This window comes from Bacilliculturomica massiliensis, assembly GCF_900605495.1.
GTDB lineage: Bacteria > Bacillota > Clostridia > Peptostreptococcales > Anaerovoracaceae > Bacilliculturomica > Bacilliculturomica massiliensis.
Map to the genome: position 1 here is coordinate 168,348 of NZ_LR027591.1, position 15,431 is coordinate 183,778.

A 15,431-nucleotide genomic window follows, 5' to 3' on the forward strand; every position below is an offset into this window, starting at 1 on the left:
TAAGAAAACTGTTCAATACCCAGGGCCTTGTTCATTTGGAGCGGAAGACGAGATTCGAACTCGCGACCCTCGCCTTGGCAAGGCGATGCTCTACCCCTGAGCCACTTCCGCACAGGTGTCTCACGAGTATTAATTATACCGGGATTCTCTGGAAAAATCAAGTCCTAATTTAAAGAGTTCCACGGAAAAAAGCGCCGCCTAATTTTTAAAACTTAAATACCCAAACGAGGCCAGCTCAGTTTACGCTAAAAAAAGCTGAGCTGTTTTCCGTCGTCCCTCGGCCGCTCCCAGACCACGCCCCTTTCGGCGGCGCGCTCCGGTATGTCTTCCAGAAACGGCGACGGCGTGTCCTTTTCCGTCAGCAGCGTCAGTTCGTCTTTCGCCCGGGTCATTCCTACGTAAAACAGACGGCGTTCTTCTTCCACATCAGTATGCCCCTTGAAGCTGCGCAGCGGGATCGTGTCCGACTTCACGCCGCAGAGAAACACCACAGGGAATTCAAGACCTTTAGAGCCGTGCAGCGTCATAAGGGACACTGCGTCGCTCTGATAAACCTTGCCGCCGCTGCGGCTCACATCGCCTTCCTGGCCCAGCGCAAGATTTTGCAAAAACTCCGGCATGGTTTTGTGCAGGACCGCCGCGCTGCGGAGCCTGCCCATTTCCGGTTCGCCTGCCAGACCGTTTTCCGCGATCCAGGTGTCCAGCAGCTTCCACGGTTTTTCTTTCGCCGCACTGCGGTCTGAAAAACCTCCGGCCAGCTGAGACAGGCGGTCTTCTCCCAGCGCAGCCGCGACCCGTCTGCATGCGGTCCCGTCGTCAGGATCCAGCAAATACCGGAAAAATGCCATTGCGACGCGCACGTTTTTGTCTTCCAAAAACTTATCTCTTCCAGTCACTATGTAGGGAATACCCTCTTTGTGAAAGCATTCTTCCAGGAGCGCAGACTGCCGGTGAGTCCGGTACAGCACCGCTATATCAGAAAAGCCGGAGACCGCGGCTTCTCTGTCTCTGCCCGATCCCTGCAGATGAGCGTCCAGCATATCGATGCCGCCCACCATGCGGTTGATCTCCTTTGCCACATACAGCGCTTCCGAAAAGGGGCTGTCCGCGGTGAGCACGCGCACGCTGCGTCCAGATCCACGGAAAGGCGTCAGAACCCGCCCGCCGGACGCGCTCCCCGGTCCCAGGCCGCATGCGGCGGCTTGATCCTGTTCGTCGCCTTCCATTCTCCCACCGGCTCCGCGCCGCTCATCCTGACCGCCTCTGCCGCCCGCCGGCCGTGCAGCCTCCGGCAGCTCCTGCCTGTTGATCACAGGCAGAGCGCAGTTCAGTATCTCCGGCGTCGACCGGTAATTCCGCGACAGCCGTATGGTCCGTCTCTCCGGAAAGGCCTCTGCAAATTTCTGAAAGCAGCGTGCGTCGGACCCGCGGAAGCCATAGATAGACTGATCCGGATCTCCGATCACAAAAAGTTCCTCATTTCCAGCGCTCCACACTTTCAGCAGTTGATACTGGACCTGGTTGATGTCCTGAAATTCATCCACCAGCAGGTAATTGAACAGATTTCTGACCCGCTCCAGCTCCTTCTCAGATACCAGCGTGCAAGACGCCCCCGGGCTGTCCATTCCCGCCGTACATTCGGTTTCCGCTGCATCTCTCGTCCCAGCAGTTCCTCCGGTTTTTTCTGCACCTTCTATCCCGCTTTCTCCCCCGCCGAAGGCCCGCAGCACTTCCAGCAGCAGATCGTCGAAGTCCAGCGCTCCGCATTCCCTCAGCGCCGTGCAGTATCGGTCAAAAAGTTCGTCAGGGATATCAACGCTCCCCCGGCCGGCCGCGCTGTTTTTTCGATCGGAGATGGCCTGGAGCAGATCCCGGGGCTTGGCGGTGATTCCCAGCGCCTTGCCCGCCTCCTCCGCTACGGCCAGCGCTTCGGTCTCGTCGGCCAGCGTTACCGAACCGCGCCATCTTTTTAAAAGATCCAGACAGATGCCGTGAAACGTTCCTATATTTACCTTCCGGGCAGCCCGCTTATCCGCCAGCTCCTGCTGCAGCCGCTGCCGCATCTCTACCGCCGCCTTATTCGTAAAGGTCACCGCTGTGATCTGTGCAGCCGGCACCTTTCTTTCCTCGATGAGATAGCGTATATGGCACACCAGTGTCTTCGTTTTGCCTGTACCCGGCCCTGCGATGACGGCGATCGCCCGGTCTTCCGCCCCTGCCGCCGCCCACTGTTCGCTGTTCAGTCCATAGAGCCGGTCTCCTGTGGAAGGGATCTCATGACTTTCCCCACTCCCCGCGCTCTCGTCGCCCGCTGCGATCCCGTGCTGGTCCAAACCCGCTGTCAGACATCCTCCCGGCATCTCCGCAGAGCTCGCGGCGAATTCTGCCGCAGAACCCTGCCCGGAATCTTCCCCAGAACCCGCTGCGGGATCCACCGCGGACCTCAGCCCAGAACCTGTCGCAGAGCCCGCTGCGGCGCTCTCCACAGAGCCCGTCTCGGAACCCGCCGCTGCGCCGCCCGCTCCATCTTCCGGCGTCCCTTTCTCCGCCCTGCATCCTTCTTCCTTATTCGTCCCCCAAGCCGAAGCCATGGAGAAAAAACTCATCTGCCCGGAATAACAGCTGATCTCTCCGGCGTCCAGCAGGGTGACCTTTCCGTATTCGCCGTCATAACCAGGCTCCCAGCGCACCTCCCCGGCGCGGATCCTGCGTATGCCCTCTGCCACGCAGGGACCGCCCAGCCGTTCCAATTCCTCGATGGGCACCTGCCGCAGGATGGGAAGCTCAGAACCCAGCTTTCGCAGCAGTTCCTCATACATGCCCTGTACCTTCTTGCTGGCTGCGGTCAGCCCCAGCGAAGCGGCGATCACTTCCGGCAGCGGTATGATACTCTCGAAATCCTTAGCCAGCGGCGGCCGGTAACCGTCTTCACGGTCTGCCAGTTCCTCCACACGGTGAAGGACGCCGACGGTGATTTTTCGCCCGCATACCGGACACACGCCGGCGGCCGCAATGGTTTCCGAAGGCTTCAGACACACCTTGCAGTTCCGATGGCCGTCCATGTGATACTTGCCCTCCTCCGGATAAAACTCCAGGGTTCCGAGAAAGGCCCCCGTTTCAGGGTGGCTCAGAGCGTTGGAGATAGCGGAATAGGAGAGCTCCGTGTCGAACAGGTTTGCTTCTCTGGCCAGCTTGGAGGGAGAATGAGCGTCGGAATTGGATACCAGCGTAAAACGATCCAGCGCGGAGATCCGCCAGTTCATCGGAGGATCAGAGGACAGTCCTGTCTCCAGCGAATGGATATACGGCGTCAGATCTTCAAAGCAGTCTTCGATCCTGTCGAATCCGGAATAAGCGCCGAAAAGAGAAAAATGCGGCGTCCAGATATGCGCCGGAATAAAAACGGCCTCCGGGCAGACCTCCAGCGTGATCTCCAGCAGGTCGCGGCTGTCCAGCCCCAGTATGGGTCTGCCGTCGGAATGGAGATTGCCGATCTGCTCCAGTCGGTGAGAAAGCTCGTCCGCCTGTTCCAGACCGGGCAAAAGGATAACATTGTGAACTTTTCTTGTCTTTCCATTTTTCTTATAGATCGAGCTGATCTCCGCAGATAAAATGAACCGCGGACGGCAGCTGTCGGAGTCAAAAGCAGAATCAAAGCTTCCGCGGCGCATCGCGCCCGCGGCGGCCGGACCCAAAGGCAGCGCTCCTGAGAGCGCGTTGCCGTCCACCCGATATTCATCCTTCAAAACATACAGCCCTTCCTCTGCCGTGATCAGCTTTTCACGCAGCTCTTCCCGCCATGCGGGATGGGTGAAATCCCCCGTCCCTATCAGGTGCAGTCCCTTGCGCCTGGCCCACAGATCCAGCATCTCCGGTACGCAGTCTCTGCTGGTGGCCCGGGAATACTTTGAATGAATATGAAAATCAGCCGTAAATCTCATGCTATGTCACTCCTGTTCTTTTCCGACTTTTTCCTCATCGGCAGCTGTACAGCTGTAGAAAGCAAATCCCCCTCTGCCTCCGTGTTTTGCCGCGTACAGCGCCTGATCGGCGGCCAGATACAGTTCTTCATAACCAGTCCCGTCCTGAGGACACAGTGCGATCCCAATGCTGGCGGAAAGAATCTGACCTCCCGTTTCCTCCAAGGCAATACTGCTGATGCCATCCAACAGGAGCCTGGCCCTCCGCCGCGCCGCCGTCTCTCCTCCCGCCTCAGGCACGAAAGCGACGAACTCGTCTCCGCCGATCCTGGCTGCGATCCCTTCCGATCCAAAGACTTCACTCAGCACCGCTCCGACAGCGCGCAGGAACGCGTCGCCCACCATATGACCGCACTCGTCGTTGATCTTTTTCAAATGATCCAGATCGATCATGAAAAAACAGCCCTGCTCCTGGCGCCGCAGCATTCCCCGGATCAGCTGTTCTCCCGCTCTGTTGTAAATACAGGTCAGCATATCCTTCTGCGCCTGCTCTTTCAGCATTTCCTCCCGGCCGCGCCGGTCTGTGATATCCGCCAGCTTTCCGATGACTCTTTCCACCCTGCCGCCGTTCAACAAATATTTATACGTACACCCAAACCAGTAATACTTGCCGTCACAACCCTTCATTCTGCCCTCTGTATAACCGGTCTCTCCGTCCTCCTTCACAGACTCCGGATGGAATATTGCCGTCAGTACGCCCTGATCATCGGGATGAAGCACGCAGAGCTCATAGCCCCGTCCTGAAATTCCTCTCAGGCACAGCTGGTCCAGATGCAGCCGCGCCTTGGCGTTCGATGTAAATTCCACCGCGTCCTCATCCACGCTGTATTCAAAGAGGATCGTATCGGAAAATTGGGACAAAGCCGTGTACCGCTGCTGCTCTCTGCTCAGACGCTTTCTCTGTCCCAGAAATACGCTTGCCATAACAACCACGGTCAGGGCCGTCAGACAGATGAGTATTACTCCCGTTACGATCAGACTGTGCAAGACCGCCCCCGACTGAATACGAACATCGGGAGAACGGACAAACTGAACGAGATACCATCTGTTAACGCCCAAGTCAATAGCAGACATAAAGTACACATTCCCTTTCCCTTCAAAATATCGCGTGAAAAGTTCCGTACTTCCAAATGATTCTTCAATTTTCCTGACATCCTCCGCCCGTATTCCATTCTTTTCCATTGACGAAAACAGATCTCCGGTGCTCTCATAATGCGTATCGGCATAAACGATCTCGCCGTCGTGCCGTACCAGCAGCATACTGCTTTTCTGAAACAAGCCCGCGTTCTTCTCCCCTGCAAGCAGGAGCGACGCGCTGATCGTTGCCCGGAGCGCGCCGATCATGGTTCCGTTTTGATATACAGGTCTGGCGACCATAAAAAAACGATCGTCCTGCCCTGAGAGCCCGGTATTATAAAAATCAGAAATGACCTCCTGTCCTGACAAAAGCCTGCGGGCGAATTCTCCTTTGTCCGTTCCCTCCGCCGCCGCTTCCGCATCTTCAGACAATTCATCTATCCCCACAAAATCTACCTGATACTCTGACCTCGGTATCTGCAATTGCTTCAGATAAGACTCTATCCACTCTCTCTGCAGCTCAAGATCAGAGGTCTCGATCACGGCTCCAACGCCGGCCAGCATGTTTTTCGCTTGCCCCAACATGGAATTGACCTGATTTTTCTGCCCCTGTACGCAGACCTCCAGATTGTCGGCCACAAGCCGGTCAAATTCTGCGGTCAGCTTTTCACTCTGTGTGAAAAAGACTCCGAAGACCGCCGCTGCAAATACCAACAGACATATGACGAGAACAGCAATATATTTTGTTTTATCGTTGTACCTCACTTTTTCCATCCGGGGCATCCTTCTCTGAAATATTCCATATCACTGTGATCTTCCGTGGCAGGGACTCGCTGCTGAAAAATCCATGGAGACCCGTCAGCTGAAGATCGGTATTCTGTATAAAGAAAAAACCGCTTTGTGTACCCCGTACGGCAGGCGGCTTTCATCCCAATTATAAAGCATTTAATTACCGAAACGCAATATATTTTCAGAGTCTGCCTCTGTACAAGTCGATCTGGATATAGGGCCCGGAGAAGCGGAAGGGTACGTTAAACACAGACAGACCGGATTTCGCCCCGCGTAAATCCGGCCTGTCTGTTCCTGTCTTCATCTCGTCTATCCTCATCCCGCCTATCCTTCTCTCGCCCTGCCTCCCTCCTGCTCGACTCCGCCTGCGGAGACAGCCCAGGTGCATGGGCAAAGATATGGCGTATAATGTTGAAATGTGTTTTTCAGCTGTTTTTACTGTAATTTCCCTTCAGGCACGCGGCTGTTGCGCACCTTTAAAATACACAGTATCAATGCCACCGCCGCCACGCAGGCCGACACACCATATGCAGCGTGAATGCCGCTGGCCGTTGCCAGCACCGGGTCTCCGGCATGGCTGTTATTCGTGACCACAGTCATGATCGTGACGATGATCGCGGTGCTGATGGAACCGCCCACCTGACGGCCCGTATTGCCGATGGCGTTGCCGTGAGCGATGTACTCATTTTTCAGAGAGTTGATCCCCCAGGTGTTCACCGGCATGTTGGCGATAGTCAGCCCGGCGGACTGGATCACATAGATAACGATCAAGTACCCCGCAGAGGTGTGGGGACCTGCGAAGGCCAACGCTGCCAGCGCTCCGGTCAGTCCGGTCAGACCGATGACCGCAATGGCTCTGGGACCAAATTTGTCAAACAGAACGCCGCTGAGCGGACTGATGAAGATCGTAGCCACTGCCCCCGGCGTCATCATGATCCCCGTGGCCAGCGCCGACAGTCCCAGCACATTCTGCAGATAGATCGGCAGTACGATACTCCCCACCGCCAGTGCGGAGTTGATCACCGTAATGATGATCGCCGAATAGGCAAACGTCTTGTTCTCCAAAATCCTCAGTTCCAGCAACGGCTCTTTCAGATGGAACTGTCTGCGGATAAACCAGATCAGCGCAGCGGCGCCGACGATCAGAGGCACAGTCACCAGCGGGCTGTGCCATCCCCTGGTACTGGCGGAAGAAAATCCGTAGAGCAGTCCCCCAAAAGCCAGAGAAGACAGCGCCACAGAAGCCAGATCCAGATGCGGACGTTTTCTCTCGCCCACGTTTGTCAGGAAAACGGCGCTGAAAATCGTCACCAGCACAGCCAGCGGCAGGATGGCCAGAAACATCGTCTTCCATCCGAAAGCATCGACGACCCAGCCGGCCACCACAGGCCCGGCGGCAGGAGCGCAGCTCATGACGATGCCCGCCATTCCCATGGCCGTTCCCCTCTTCTCTCTGGGAAATACCAGCATGGGCACTACCGCCACCAGCGGCAGCTGAATTCCCGCTCCCATGGCCTGCAGGATCCGCGCCGCGATCAGCACGGAGAAGCTGGGGGCAAAGGCCGCCAGCGCTGTTCCCACTATGAAGATCAACATGGAACTGATGAATAGCTTTCTGGTAGAAAAACGATCGATGAGATAAGCAGTAACGGGAACCATGATCCCGTTCACAAGCATATAAATTGTAGTGACCCACTGTGCCGTCCCTGCTGTTATCCCAAAGTCGGTCATCAGCTTCGGCAGCGCGGGCGACAATACGGTCTGGTTCAATATGGCGATGAAGGCCCCCGATACTACGATCGCGACGACCATGATCTCTCTCCCTGTTACTTTTCCTGAATCGCAGCGCGCGGTTTTTTCTTTGTTCAAACAAATTCCCCCTATTCTTTTTTAATCTTTGTGCTTCTCCAGATTGCCCCACACGCGTATGAGAAGATTCTTCAGCAAAAGCTGTTCTTCCTCGCTCAGTCCTTCCGTCATCAGGCGTTCCACCTCATCCAGACGCTTGAAAAACAGCGGCAGGAAGGTCTCGCCCTTCTCCGTCAGCAGAATCTGGTTGGCCCGGCTGTCCTTTGTGCTTTTCTTTCTGATGATGCACCCATTTTCCTCCATGCGGTCCAGGATCAGAGCCACAGTAGAACCCCGCAGCGAAAGATACTTCTCAAGCTCCTTCTGTGTCACCTCGTGTTCCGGTCCATTATTCATGCGCAGAAGATAGAGATGAAGGATAACCATGGACTGCACGTAAGTGATTCCGTGCTTCCACATTCCATTGTTCATCAGGGCATTCTGTCCATTGGCAATTTTCTTGAACACCTCGCTGTAATAGAAACGCTCGTCTTTCATAACCTTATTCTTCTCCCGGGATACATCCCCAGACTCAGCCTGATTTCTTTGAGTCTTCACGTGCAAAACAAAATAGTTAGTGCACTAACATAATTCATTAGTGCACTAACTATAATAATCCCTTCTGATGCTTTCGTCAACCCACGTGAATGAGAAAAAACAAACTTCTTTTGTTGAGCTCCACCTATCTGGCTCCCTTTCACAATTGCATAATATCGTGAAACCATATTTCCCGCATAATAAAAAAACGCTGAATGCGCCAGTCGCATAAATTCAACGTTTTTCCGTGTTTTCCCGTTCGATCTTTTCCCTTTTATTCATTTATACTATACCATAAAATTGAACATTTTTCAAGACTTGTAGTCCATGGGACGTTATTGTACAATGTAGAATCAGTCGAAATTCCTTGGAAAAACACATGAGATCAGAAAGGCGGTGCTATATGCAAACAGATTACAGCATGGCGGAAATTATGCCCATTGTGGCCGAGCTGTCCGCAAAATACACCCGCAGACAGAGTTCATCTATACCTTTCGAACTGGCGCGACAGCTTACGGAAGCCGTTCTCTACTGTATTCGGGAAAACGACAGCGTGGCCGATAACAGCGCTGTACAGGATCGTAGATCACAAGCTCAGCCCTCCCCCCCTCAGCAAACGGAACACGCCATCCCTGCCGCTCTCATGGCTTACCGCAGCGGCCGCCAGCGCGTTCTGGATAAAGTGATCCGCTCTCAGGCGCTGTACGAAGAACTTCTGGCAAACTTCAGAAGCTTCGGGAATATCGCTTACCGGGATACGGTCGAGCAGGGGCTGCTGGCCTTCTTTCAGTATTATGACGTTGAATTTGCTCCTCAGGACACGATCATCACGATGGATTACCCGGTTCTAGGAAATCTGCAGAATTTACAGGGAATAGACGCCATCTATGAATATCTGAACAGTCTCCGACTGGAACAGGCTTTTCTGAAACCATTCCCCGAGGACTACGTTCGGGACACGCTGATACAGCATCACCGGGACTGCGACGTACTGCTGCTCAATCCCTGCAGCCTGGTGCTGCGAAATGTTCTGGGCTGCATGATCGCCGGGCGCAGCGTCGCTTCCGGCCGCTTTACGGAAGAAGAATACCGGATGGTGGAGCTCTTTCTCGTACCCTTTTCAGTTTCCTTGCCTGACTGCTGCTCCCTGCCTGGCCATGACCTTCATTCTCTGACACTGAAGCTCGAACGCCTTCTTCTCCCCCTTATGCAGACATATTATCCCGATGAGCCCCTGCTGTTTGACTACCTGAAGCTTGACCTTCCCGATTTTGCAGCGGAGCTGATCACATCCGCGCGGTACGGCAATCTCTCCCGCTTTTTCTGATCTTTCTCCCGCTGCCTGTATACCGCGTTATTTCTCCCCGCAGTCCGCGTTCCTGCCGCCGGCAGGCAGTACACCGCGGACGCCAAGTTCCTAAACGTCCATTTTAGAAAGGATGGGATCTATTTTGGAATACACATTTGAAATGATGATCAAAGAACAGCGTCGACAATCCCTGCAGCGGATCCTGAGCTGCAACGAGAAAACGGCGCCCTACGGTCTGACATTATCGGAGGCCGAGGCGTCGGCCCTGCTGGTCTGCCGGGAGCAGTCCCTCGCCCAAAATCAGAGGATCGAATTCGGCGAAAGTATTCTTCCCCAGCTCATAGAAGCGTTCTGCGACTCTCCCTATATCAACTGTTGGGAATATTCCGATGTGCTGGCTCGGCTGCAGGATATTTTTTATCTGTACAAAAATGAATCATTGGACCAACTCAGTGACGACGAGCTGCTGGATTTTATGTCGTGTGAATTCAACGGAGTCTGCTGCGGCGACCTGGATTATTTAGAGAGTACCTGCCTGGAACGTTTCGCCCGGGCGATCCGATCCGGTTACGAGATCCGGGCGCACAGAGACCAGCGGGATGAATATACCATGGGCCGAAGCGGATCGGATGCGGAATACCGGGCATTTGACGAGGAGACAAGATGGGAATTTGACTTGTTCCGGATGAAGCTGGATGAGCTGGACTGAACACCGTCTTACAATATCTTTGCATTTTAGTTAAAAGGGCGGCGGTCTCCTTTTGGAAACCGCCGCCTGTGATTCTTTGGCTCTCCCGCCTTTGCGTTTTGGTTTGCTCTTACTGTGGTATCTTCAGCGCGTCGCCTGGGTGGATGACCGAATAGATGGTCTTGCCATTGACTTCCGCTAAGGTATGCATACTCACGTTGTGCTTTTCAGCGATCAGCCAGAAGCTGTCGCCCGCCTGCACTGTGTAAGTGCCGAAGCCGGTTTTCCTCTTCGGGAAGTCCAGCGTTACGCCGTAGGTGTTGAAGCTGTAATTCTCGCCGCCTACGTTCCTGGTCGTGTTTTTAACTGGACTGCCGTTCTCATAGTACATCCACTGGCCGTTGTCGCTGCGTATCCAGCCCTGTGCGGCGGAGGCGTCAATCATCAGCTCCATGAAATGGCGAAGTGTCGCCGCCGCCTCGGCTCTGGCGGCTGTGCCCTGGGGGTCGAACCTGTTTATGTTCTTGCCCGCGAGGACGCCGGCCATCTGCATGGCTTTCACAGAGTCAGCCGCCCACGGGGAAATAGTCGCGGCGTCCACAAAGGTGTTCTGTGCGTGTGCCTTTGGAAGCTCAAAGCCGATTGCCTTTGCGTAATTTGCCACCATGACCGCCATCTGCTCTCGGGTGACAGCATTGTCCGGCGCAAAAGTGGCAGATGTCGTGCCTTTCACAATGCCGTTTTTCGCCGCCCATTCCACATAGCTCATGTAGTAGGCGTCCGCTTTCACATCGGTGAAGCTGCTCTGCTTATAGCCGCTTACGTCCGCTCCCGCCAGCCTGCCGAGGGCGGTGACGAACATCCCCCTTGTCATGGCTGTGTTCGGGCTGAAGGCCGCGGCGCCTGTGCCGGAGAGCAGTCCGCGGTTTACTACAAACTGAATGTCCTCCTCTGCCCAGTGCCCCGCAATGTCGGTAAAGTCGGCCGGAGCCTGATAGCCCACGCCGTAGGTGGAAAAGTGGTTGGTGTTAAAGCGCAGCACCTTATTCTCGGCGTCATACACCGAGCTGGTCAGCCACTGCACATTTCCGCTGCCATCCACATAAACGGCATATACGCCGCCCGCTTTTTCGCCCGCGCCGAGGGTGTAGGGAATTGCCACGCTGACGCTGCCGCCGTCAAAGTCGGCCACCTGTTTCCCGCCGCCGTAGTTTACCCTGAGGTCGAAAACAGGGCGAGCGCCGATGGCGGTTTTTGCGTTGCCTGTCAGCTTGCTGTTGTCCTGCTTGGTGGCAGTAATGTTCACATCCGCTTTTGCCTGTGTGTTGATGGATGTTACCGCAGACAGATCCATGCCGATTTTAATGTCGGGGTTATTCACCACGATCACGGTGTTCACAATTTTTTTGCTGATGATGGTCTCCTGTGTAGTCTTTGGCAGATTGACGGTAACGCTGCCTGCGCTGCCGCCTCCCCGCACATTCAGCACAAGGGTGACGCCGTTATCCAGATTGCCGTTTTTGCGCGCCTCGTCCTCGGCCTTTTTAATGGCCTCGTCAACGGTCTTTTCAGGGAGGGTGACGGTAACGCTGCCGTTTGCGTCCACCTTGCCGTCCACCTTAATTTCGCTCTCGGTGGGGGCGCTTGGCTTTGCTTCGGTGGGCGGGGTTACAGTGCCGCCGCCCGAGCCTCCGCCTGACGAGCCGCCGCTGCCGGAGCTGGATCCGCCGGTATAAGTTCCGGTCTTAATTGCGCCGTTAAAGGCAGTGACTGCGCGGTTCAGCGCGCTCACTGCAGCGGTAATCTCCGCTGCCGCTGCGGCGGAGTTATCCATTACAGTCTGTGCCGCCGCAATCGCAATGTTCAGCGTCTCCATTTCGACTGTGGTTACAAATCTTGTGCCGCTTGCAACAGAGGAAGGCGAGAGGTCTCTGACGACAACGCTATTTTTGGCGCTGTTCGCCGCGGCAATGGCAGTGGTCAGCGCAGTCTTGTCGGGCAGTATGGCAATGATCTTGCTTACCGTGACGGTACCGTTTTCGCCGTTCAGCGTCAGCCTGAGCGTGCCTGTGATGGAACCTGCCGCCCCTGTGGTGGCCTCGGTCTTGCTAAAACCGTCTGTGCCGTCCCATGCAACCGCAACGCCGTAGAGCGTTGCCACGTTTGCCGCGTCCAGAATATCTTGTGCGGTGGCGGCGTTTGTAACCGTCAGATGATCAAGGGCCGCCGCAATGGCACTCTTCGCCATGGCGAGCTTTTGCGCGTCGGTAAGCGCGTCGCTCTGCACCGTTACCGCTGCCGAGCCGCTCTTGGTTGTATCCACGGCGGAGATTGCCGTTACCGTCAGCGTCGCTGCCGTTTCATCAGCCGCCACGGTCAGCAGGCCGGTGTTGGAAATGTCTGTGCCGGTTTTACCGCCGGTCACTGTCCATGACACGGTCTGTGCCGGGTTGTTTGTACCGCTTACTATGGCGGTAAACTGCTGGGTCATGCCCTTTTGCACGGCGGCAGGGTTCGGGGAAACGGTCACGGAGCTAACGGTCGGGGCGGCGGATGGCGGTGCGGGATGGACCCTGCCCACCGTGCCGCCGGTGTGGCTGTAATAGCTGCTCAAATTGTCGACGGTCACGCTATCGGGATAGAAATACACCGAATTGTCCGCCGGGCTCGCCGTGTTTTTTACCGTGCCGCCGATGATCTCCAGCACGACGGCGGCGGGGGTGGGCACTTCGCGGAAGTAAATTGTGCCCTCGGTTGCAAATGTATTCTCGCTGGTAACAACTGCGCTGCCGCTGATTGTGATTTTGCCGGTGGAGAGGTTACGGATGGCAATGCCTGCTGCGTCAGTTGCCTCTACCGTACCGCCCGTTACCGTGACTTTGCCGGTGGAGAGGTTACGGATGGCAATGCCATATGCGCCGGTTGCCGACACCGTGCCGCCCGTTACCGTGACTTTGCCGGTGGAGTCGTTGGCGATGGCAATGATGCTGCCATACGAACTGCTTGCCGTAACTGTGCCGCCGCTTACCGTAACTGTGCCGGTGGAGTCGTTGGCGATGGCACTATCCGCTGAATCGGTTGCCTTCAGCCTGCCACCGCTGCCGCCGTCTGTTACCGTAAGATCCGCGCCGTCTTGCAGTACGATTGCGCTGTAGACACCGCTATATGTAACGGTTTTGCCGTTCAGGTCAAGGGTGAGGGACTTACCGCTGATTTCAACGCCGGTTGTGCCAAGGTCAATGTAGCCAAGGATTTTCAGCGTATCACCGCTCTGTGCCGCCGTGATAGCACCGGAAAGGGTGTCATACTTGCCTTGCGCGGTGCCGCCGCGCAAAAGCTCCACGCCCTTTAGCGGTTCTGGATGGACCCTGCCCACCGTGCCGCCGGTGTGCTTGTAATAGCTGCTCAAATTATTGGAGGTTACCTTGCTGTCTGAGAAATACACCGCATAGCCATCGGTTACCGTATTTTCCACCTTGCTGCCGGTGATTTCCAGCGCAACATCGGCGGAAAGGGGTATCCCCGTGATGAAAATTGTGCCCTCGGTTGCAGATGCATTCTTGCTGGTGATGGCTGCATTTCCACTAATCTTTATGTTGCCTCTGGATAAGTCGGCGATGGCGACACCCGATGAACCGCTCGCCGAAACCGTGCCGCCCGTTACCGAGATTGTACCGCTGGTGCCATTCATAATGGCATAGCCCCCATTGCCGGTTGCCTCCAGCTTACCGCCGGTGCCGCCGTCCGTTACCGTAAGGCTCGCAGTATTTACCAGTGAAATTGCGTTTTGGTCGCCGCTATATGTAATCGTCTGACCGTTCAGGTCAAGGATGAGGGTTTTCCCTTTGATATCAACGCCCGTTGTGCCAAGGTTGATATCGGCCATGATTTTCAGCGTGTCGCCGTCCTGCGCAGCATCGATGGCTGCGGCGAGGGTGTCAAAGTCGCCGTCCGGCGAAACCTTGCTGTCGCCCCGCCAAAGCTCCACGGCGATGGCCGGTGTTGGTGCGGGACGAACCCTGCCCACGGTGCCCCCTGTGTGGCTGTAATAGCTGCTCAAATTGGCAGATGTTACCCTACTGGGCGTGAAATATACCGCATAGCCATCGGCCGCCGTGTTTTCTACCTCGCCGCCGCTGATTTCCAGCACAACGGCAGCGGGGGTAGGCACCCCGTTAAAATAAATCGTACCTTGGTTTGCAGCTGTATTCCTGCTGGTGACAACTGCCGTACCGCTGATGATTATTTTGCCGTTTAAGTCGTTCCAGATGGCCTTGCCGGAATGACCCGTTGCTGACACCGTACCACCCGATACCACAACCTTGCCGTTGGATCTGTTCGCGATGGCATTGCCATTGCCATTTACTGCACACACCTTGCCGCCTTCTACCGTGACTGTACCGGTGGATTCGTTCGCGATGGCAGTGCCATTTCCATTTACTATCGATACCGCGCCGCCTTCTACCGTGATTTTGCCTTCATTGTTGTTCATGATGGCAATGCCGTCCCCATTTTCTGCAGACACCGTGCCGCCCTTCACCGTGACCGTACCGGTAGAGTTGTTCTGGATGACATAGCTGCCATTGTCTGCCGACACCGTGCCGCTCTCTACCTTGATTTCGCCGGTGGAGTCGTTGCGGATGGCAACGCCCAATGAGCCGGCTGCCGACACAGTGCCCCCCTTTACCGTGACTGTTCCTCTGATTTTGTTGTAGATGGCAGTGCCCGACTCGCCGGTGGCCGACACCGTGCCGCCCTCCACCACCACTGTGCCGCTGAGGAAGTTGTTGATGGCAAAGCCCGCCTCGCCGGTGGCCGACACCGTCCCCCCCGTTACCTTAACCGTGCCGGCGTAGTTGTCGATGGCAAAGCCCGACGGGCCGGTGGCCGACACCGTGCCGCCCTCTACCACCACTGTGCCGCTGTCGTAGTTGTGGATGGCTCTGCCCAAGTGGGCGGTTGCCTCCAGCTTGCCGCCGCTGCCGCCGTCCGTTACGGTAAGTCCCGCGTTGCTGTCCAGTTCGATTGCGTCGCTGCCGCCGCCGTACGTAATGGTTTTGCCGTTCAGGTTAAGGGTGAGAGACTTGCTTTTTATGGCCACGCCCGTTGTGCCAAGGTCGATGTTGTTCATGATTTTCAGCGTATCGCCGGTCTGCGCCGCCGTGATGGCGGCGGCCAGCGTGGCGTGCTCGCTTTGCCTGGC

At 55.9% G+C, this 15,431-nt stretch carries 7 protein-coding genes and 1 tRNA gene; 2 read left to right on the forward strand and 6 right to left on the reverse strand.

What is annotated here, in order from left to right; genetic code table 11:
- Nucleotides 1-36: 36 nt before the first annotated feature.
- The 5 genes from E0E37_RS01130 to E0E37_RS01160 form a co-directional block, all read right to left on the reverse strand.
- A tRNA-Gly gene (locus E0E37_RS01130) sits at nt 37-111 on the reverse strand.
- A gap of 134 nt (nt 112-245) precedes the next feature.
- Nucleotides 246-3,941, reverse strand: a complete 3,696-nt coding sequence (locus E0E37_RS18660) for a UvrD-helicase domain-containing protein (RefSeq protein WP_207302898.1) — start codon at nt 3,939-3,941, stop codon at nt 246-248.
- 6 nt (nt 3,942-3,947) lie between these two features.
- Nucleotides 3,948-5,831 (reverse strand): diguanylate cyclase, encoded by a 1,884-nt coding sequence (locus E0E37_RS01150; RefSeq protein WP_165445145.1) that lies wholly within the window; start codon nt 5,829-5,831, stop codon nt 3,948-3,950.
- Between the two features lie 450 nt (nt 5,832-6,281).
- The gene (locus tag E0E37_RS01155) at nt 6,282-7,715 is read right to left on the reverse strand and encodes an MDR family MFS transporter (RefSeq protein ID WP_207302899.1); all 1,434 of its coding nucleotides are present in this window, start codon (nt 7,713-7,715) and stop codon (nt 6,282-6,284) included.
- Between the two features lie 21 nt (nt 7,716-7,736).
- Entirely contained in the window at nt 7,737-8,192 is a 456-nt protein-coding gene (locus tag E0E37_RS01160; protein ID WP_130861141.1) for a MarR family winged helix-turn-helix transcriptional regulator, read from the reverse strand.
- 442 nt (nt 8,193-8,634) lie between these two features.
- On the opposite strand from E0E37_RS01160, the gene E0E37_RS01165 reads away from it, so the two are divergent.
- Nucleotides 8,635-9,558 carry a DUF6179 domain-containing protein gene (locus E0E37_RS01165; RefSeq protein ID WP_130861142.1) on the forward strand — a complete coding sequence of 308 codons (924 nt, stop codon included), beginning with the start codon at nt 8,635-8,637 and terminating at the stop codon, nt 9,556-9,558.
- Between the two features lie 124 nt (nt 9,559-9,682).
- The gene (locus E0E37_RS01170; RefSeq protein ID WP_246019594.1) at nt 9,683-10,249 is read left to right on the forward strand and encodes a DUF6323 family protein; all 567 of its coding nucleotides are present in this window, start codon (nt 9,683-9,685) and stop codon (nt 10,247-10,249) included.
- Nucleotides 10,250-10,358: 109 nt separating this feature from the next.
- Here the strand turns inward: E0E37_RS01170 and E0E37_RS01175 are convergent, their stop codons facing one another.
- Nucleotides 10,359-15,359: an S-layer homology domain-containing protein gene (locus E0E37_RS01175; RefSeq protein ID WP_207302900.1), complete on the reverse strand. Its 5,001-nt coding sequence runs from the start codon at nt 15,357-15,359 to the stop codon at nt 10,359-10,361.
- Between the last annotated feature and the right edge of the window lie 72 nt (nt 15,360-15,431).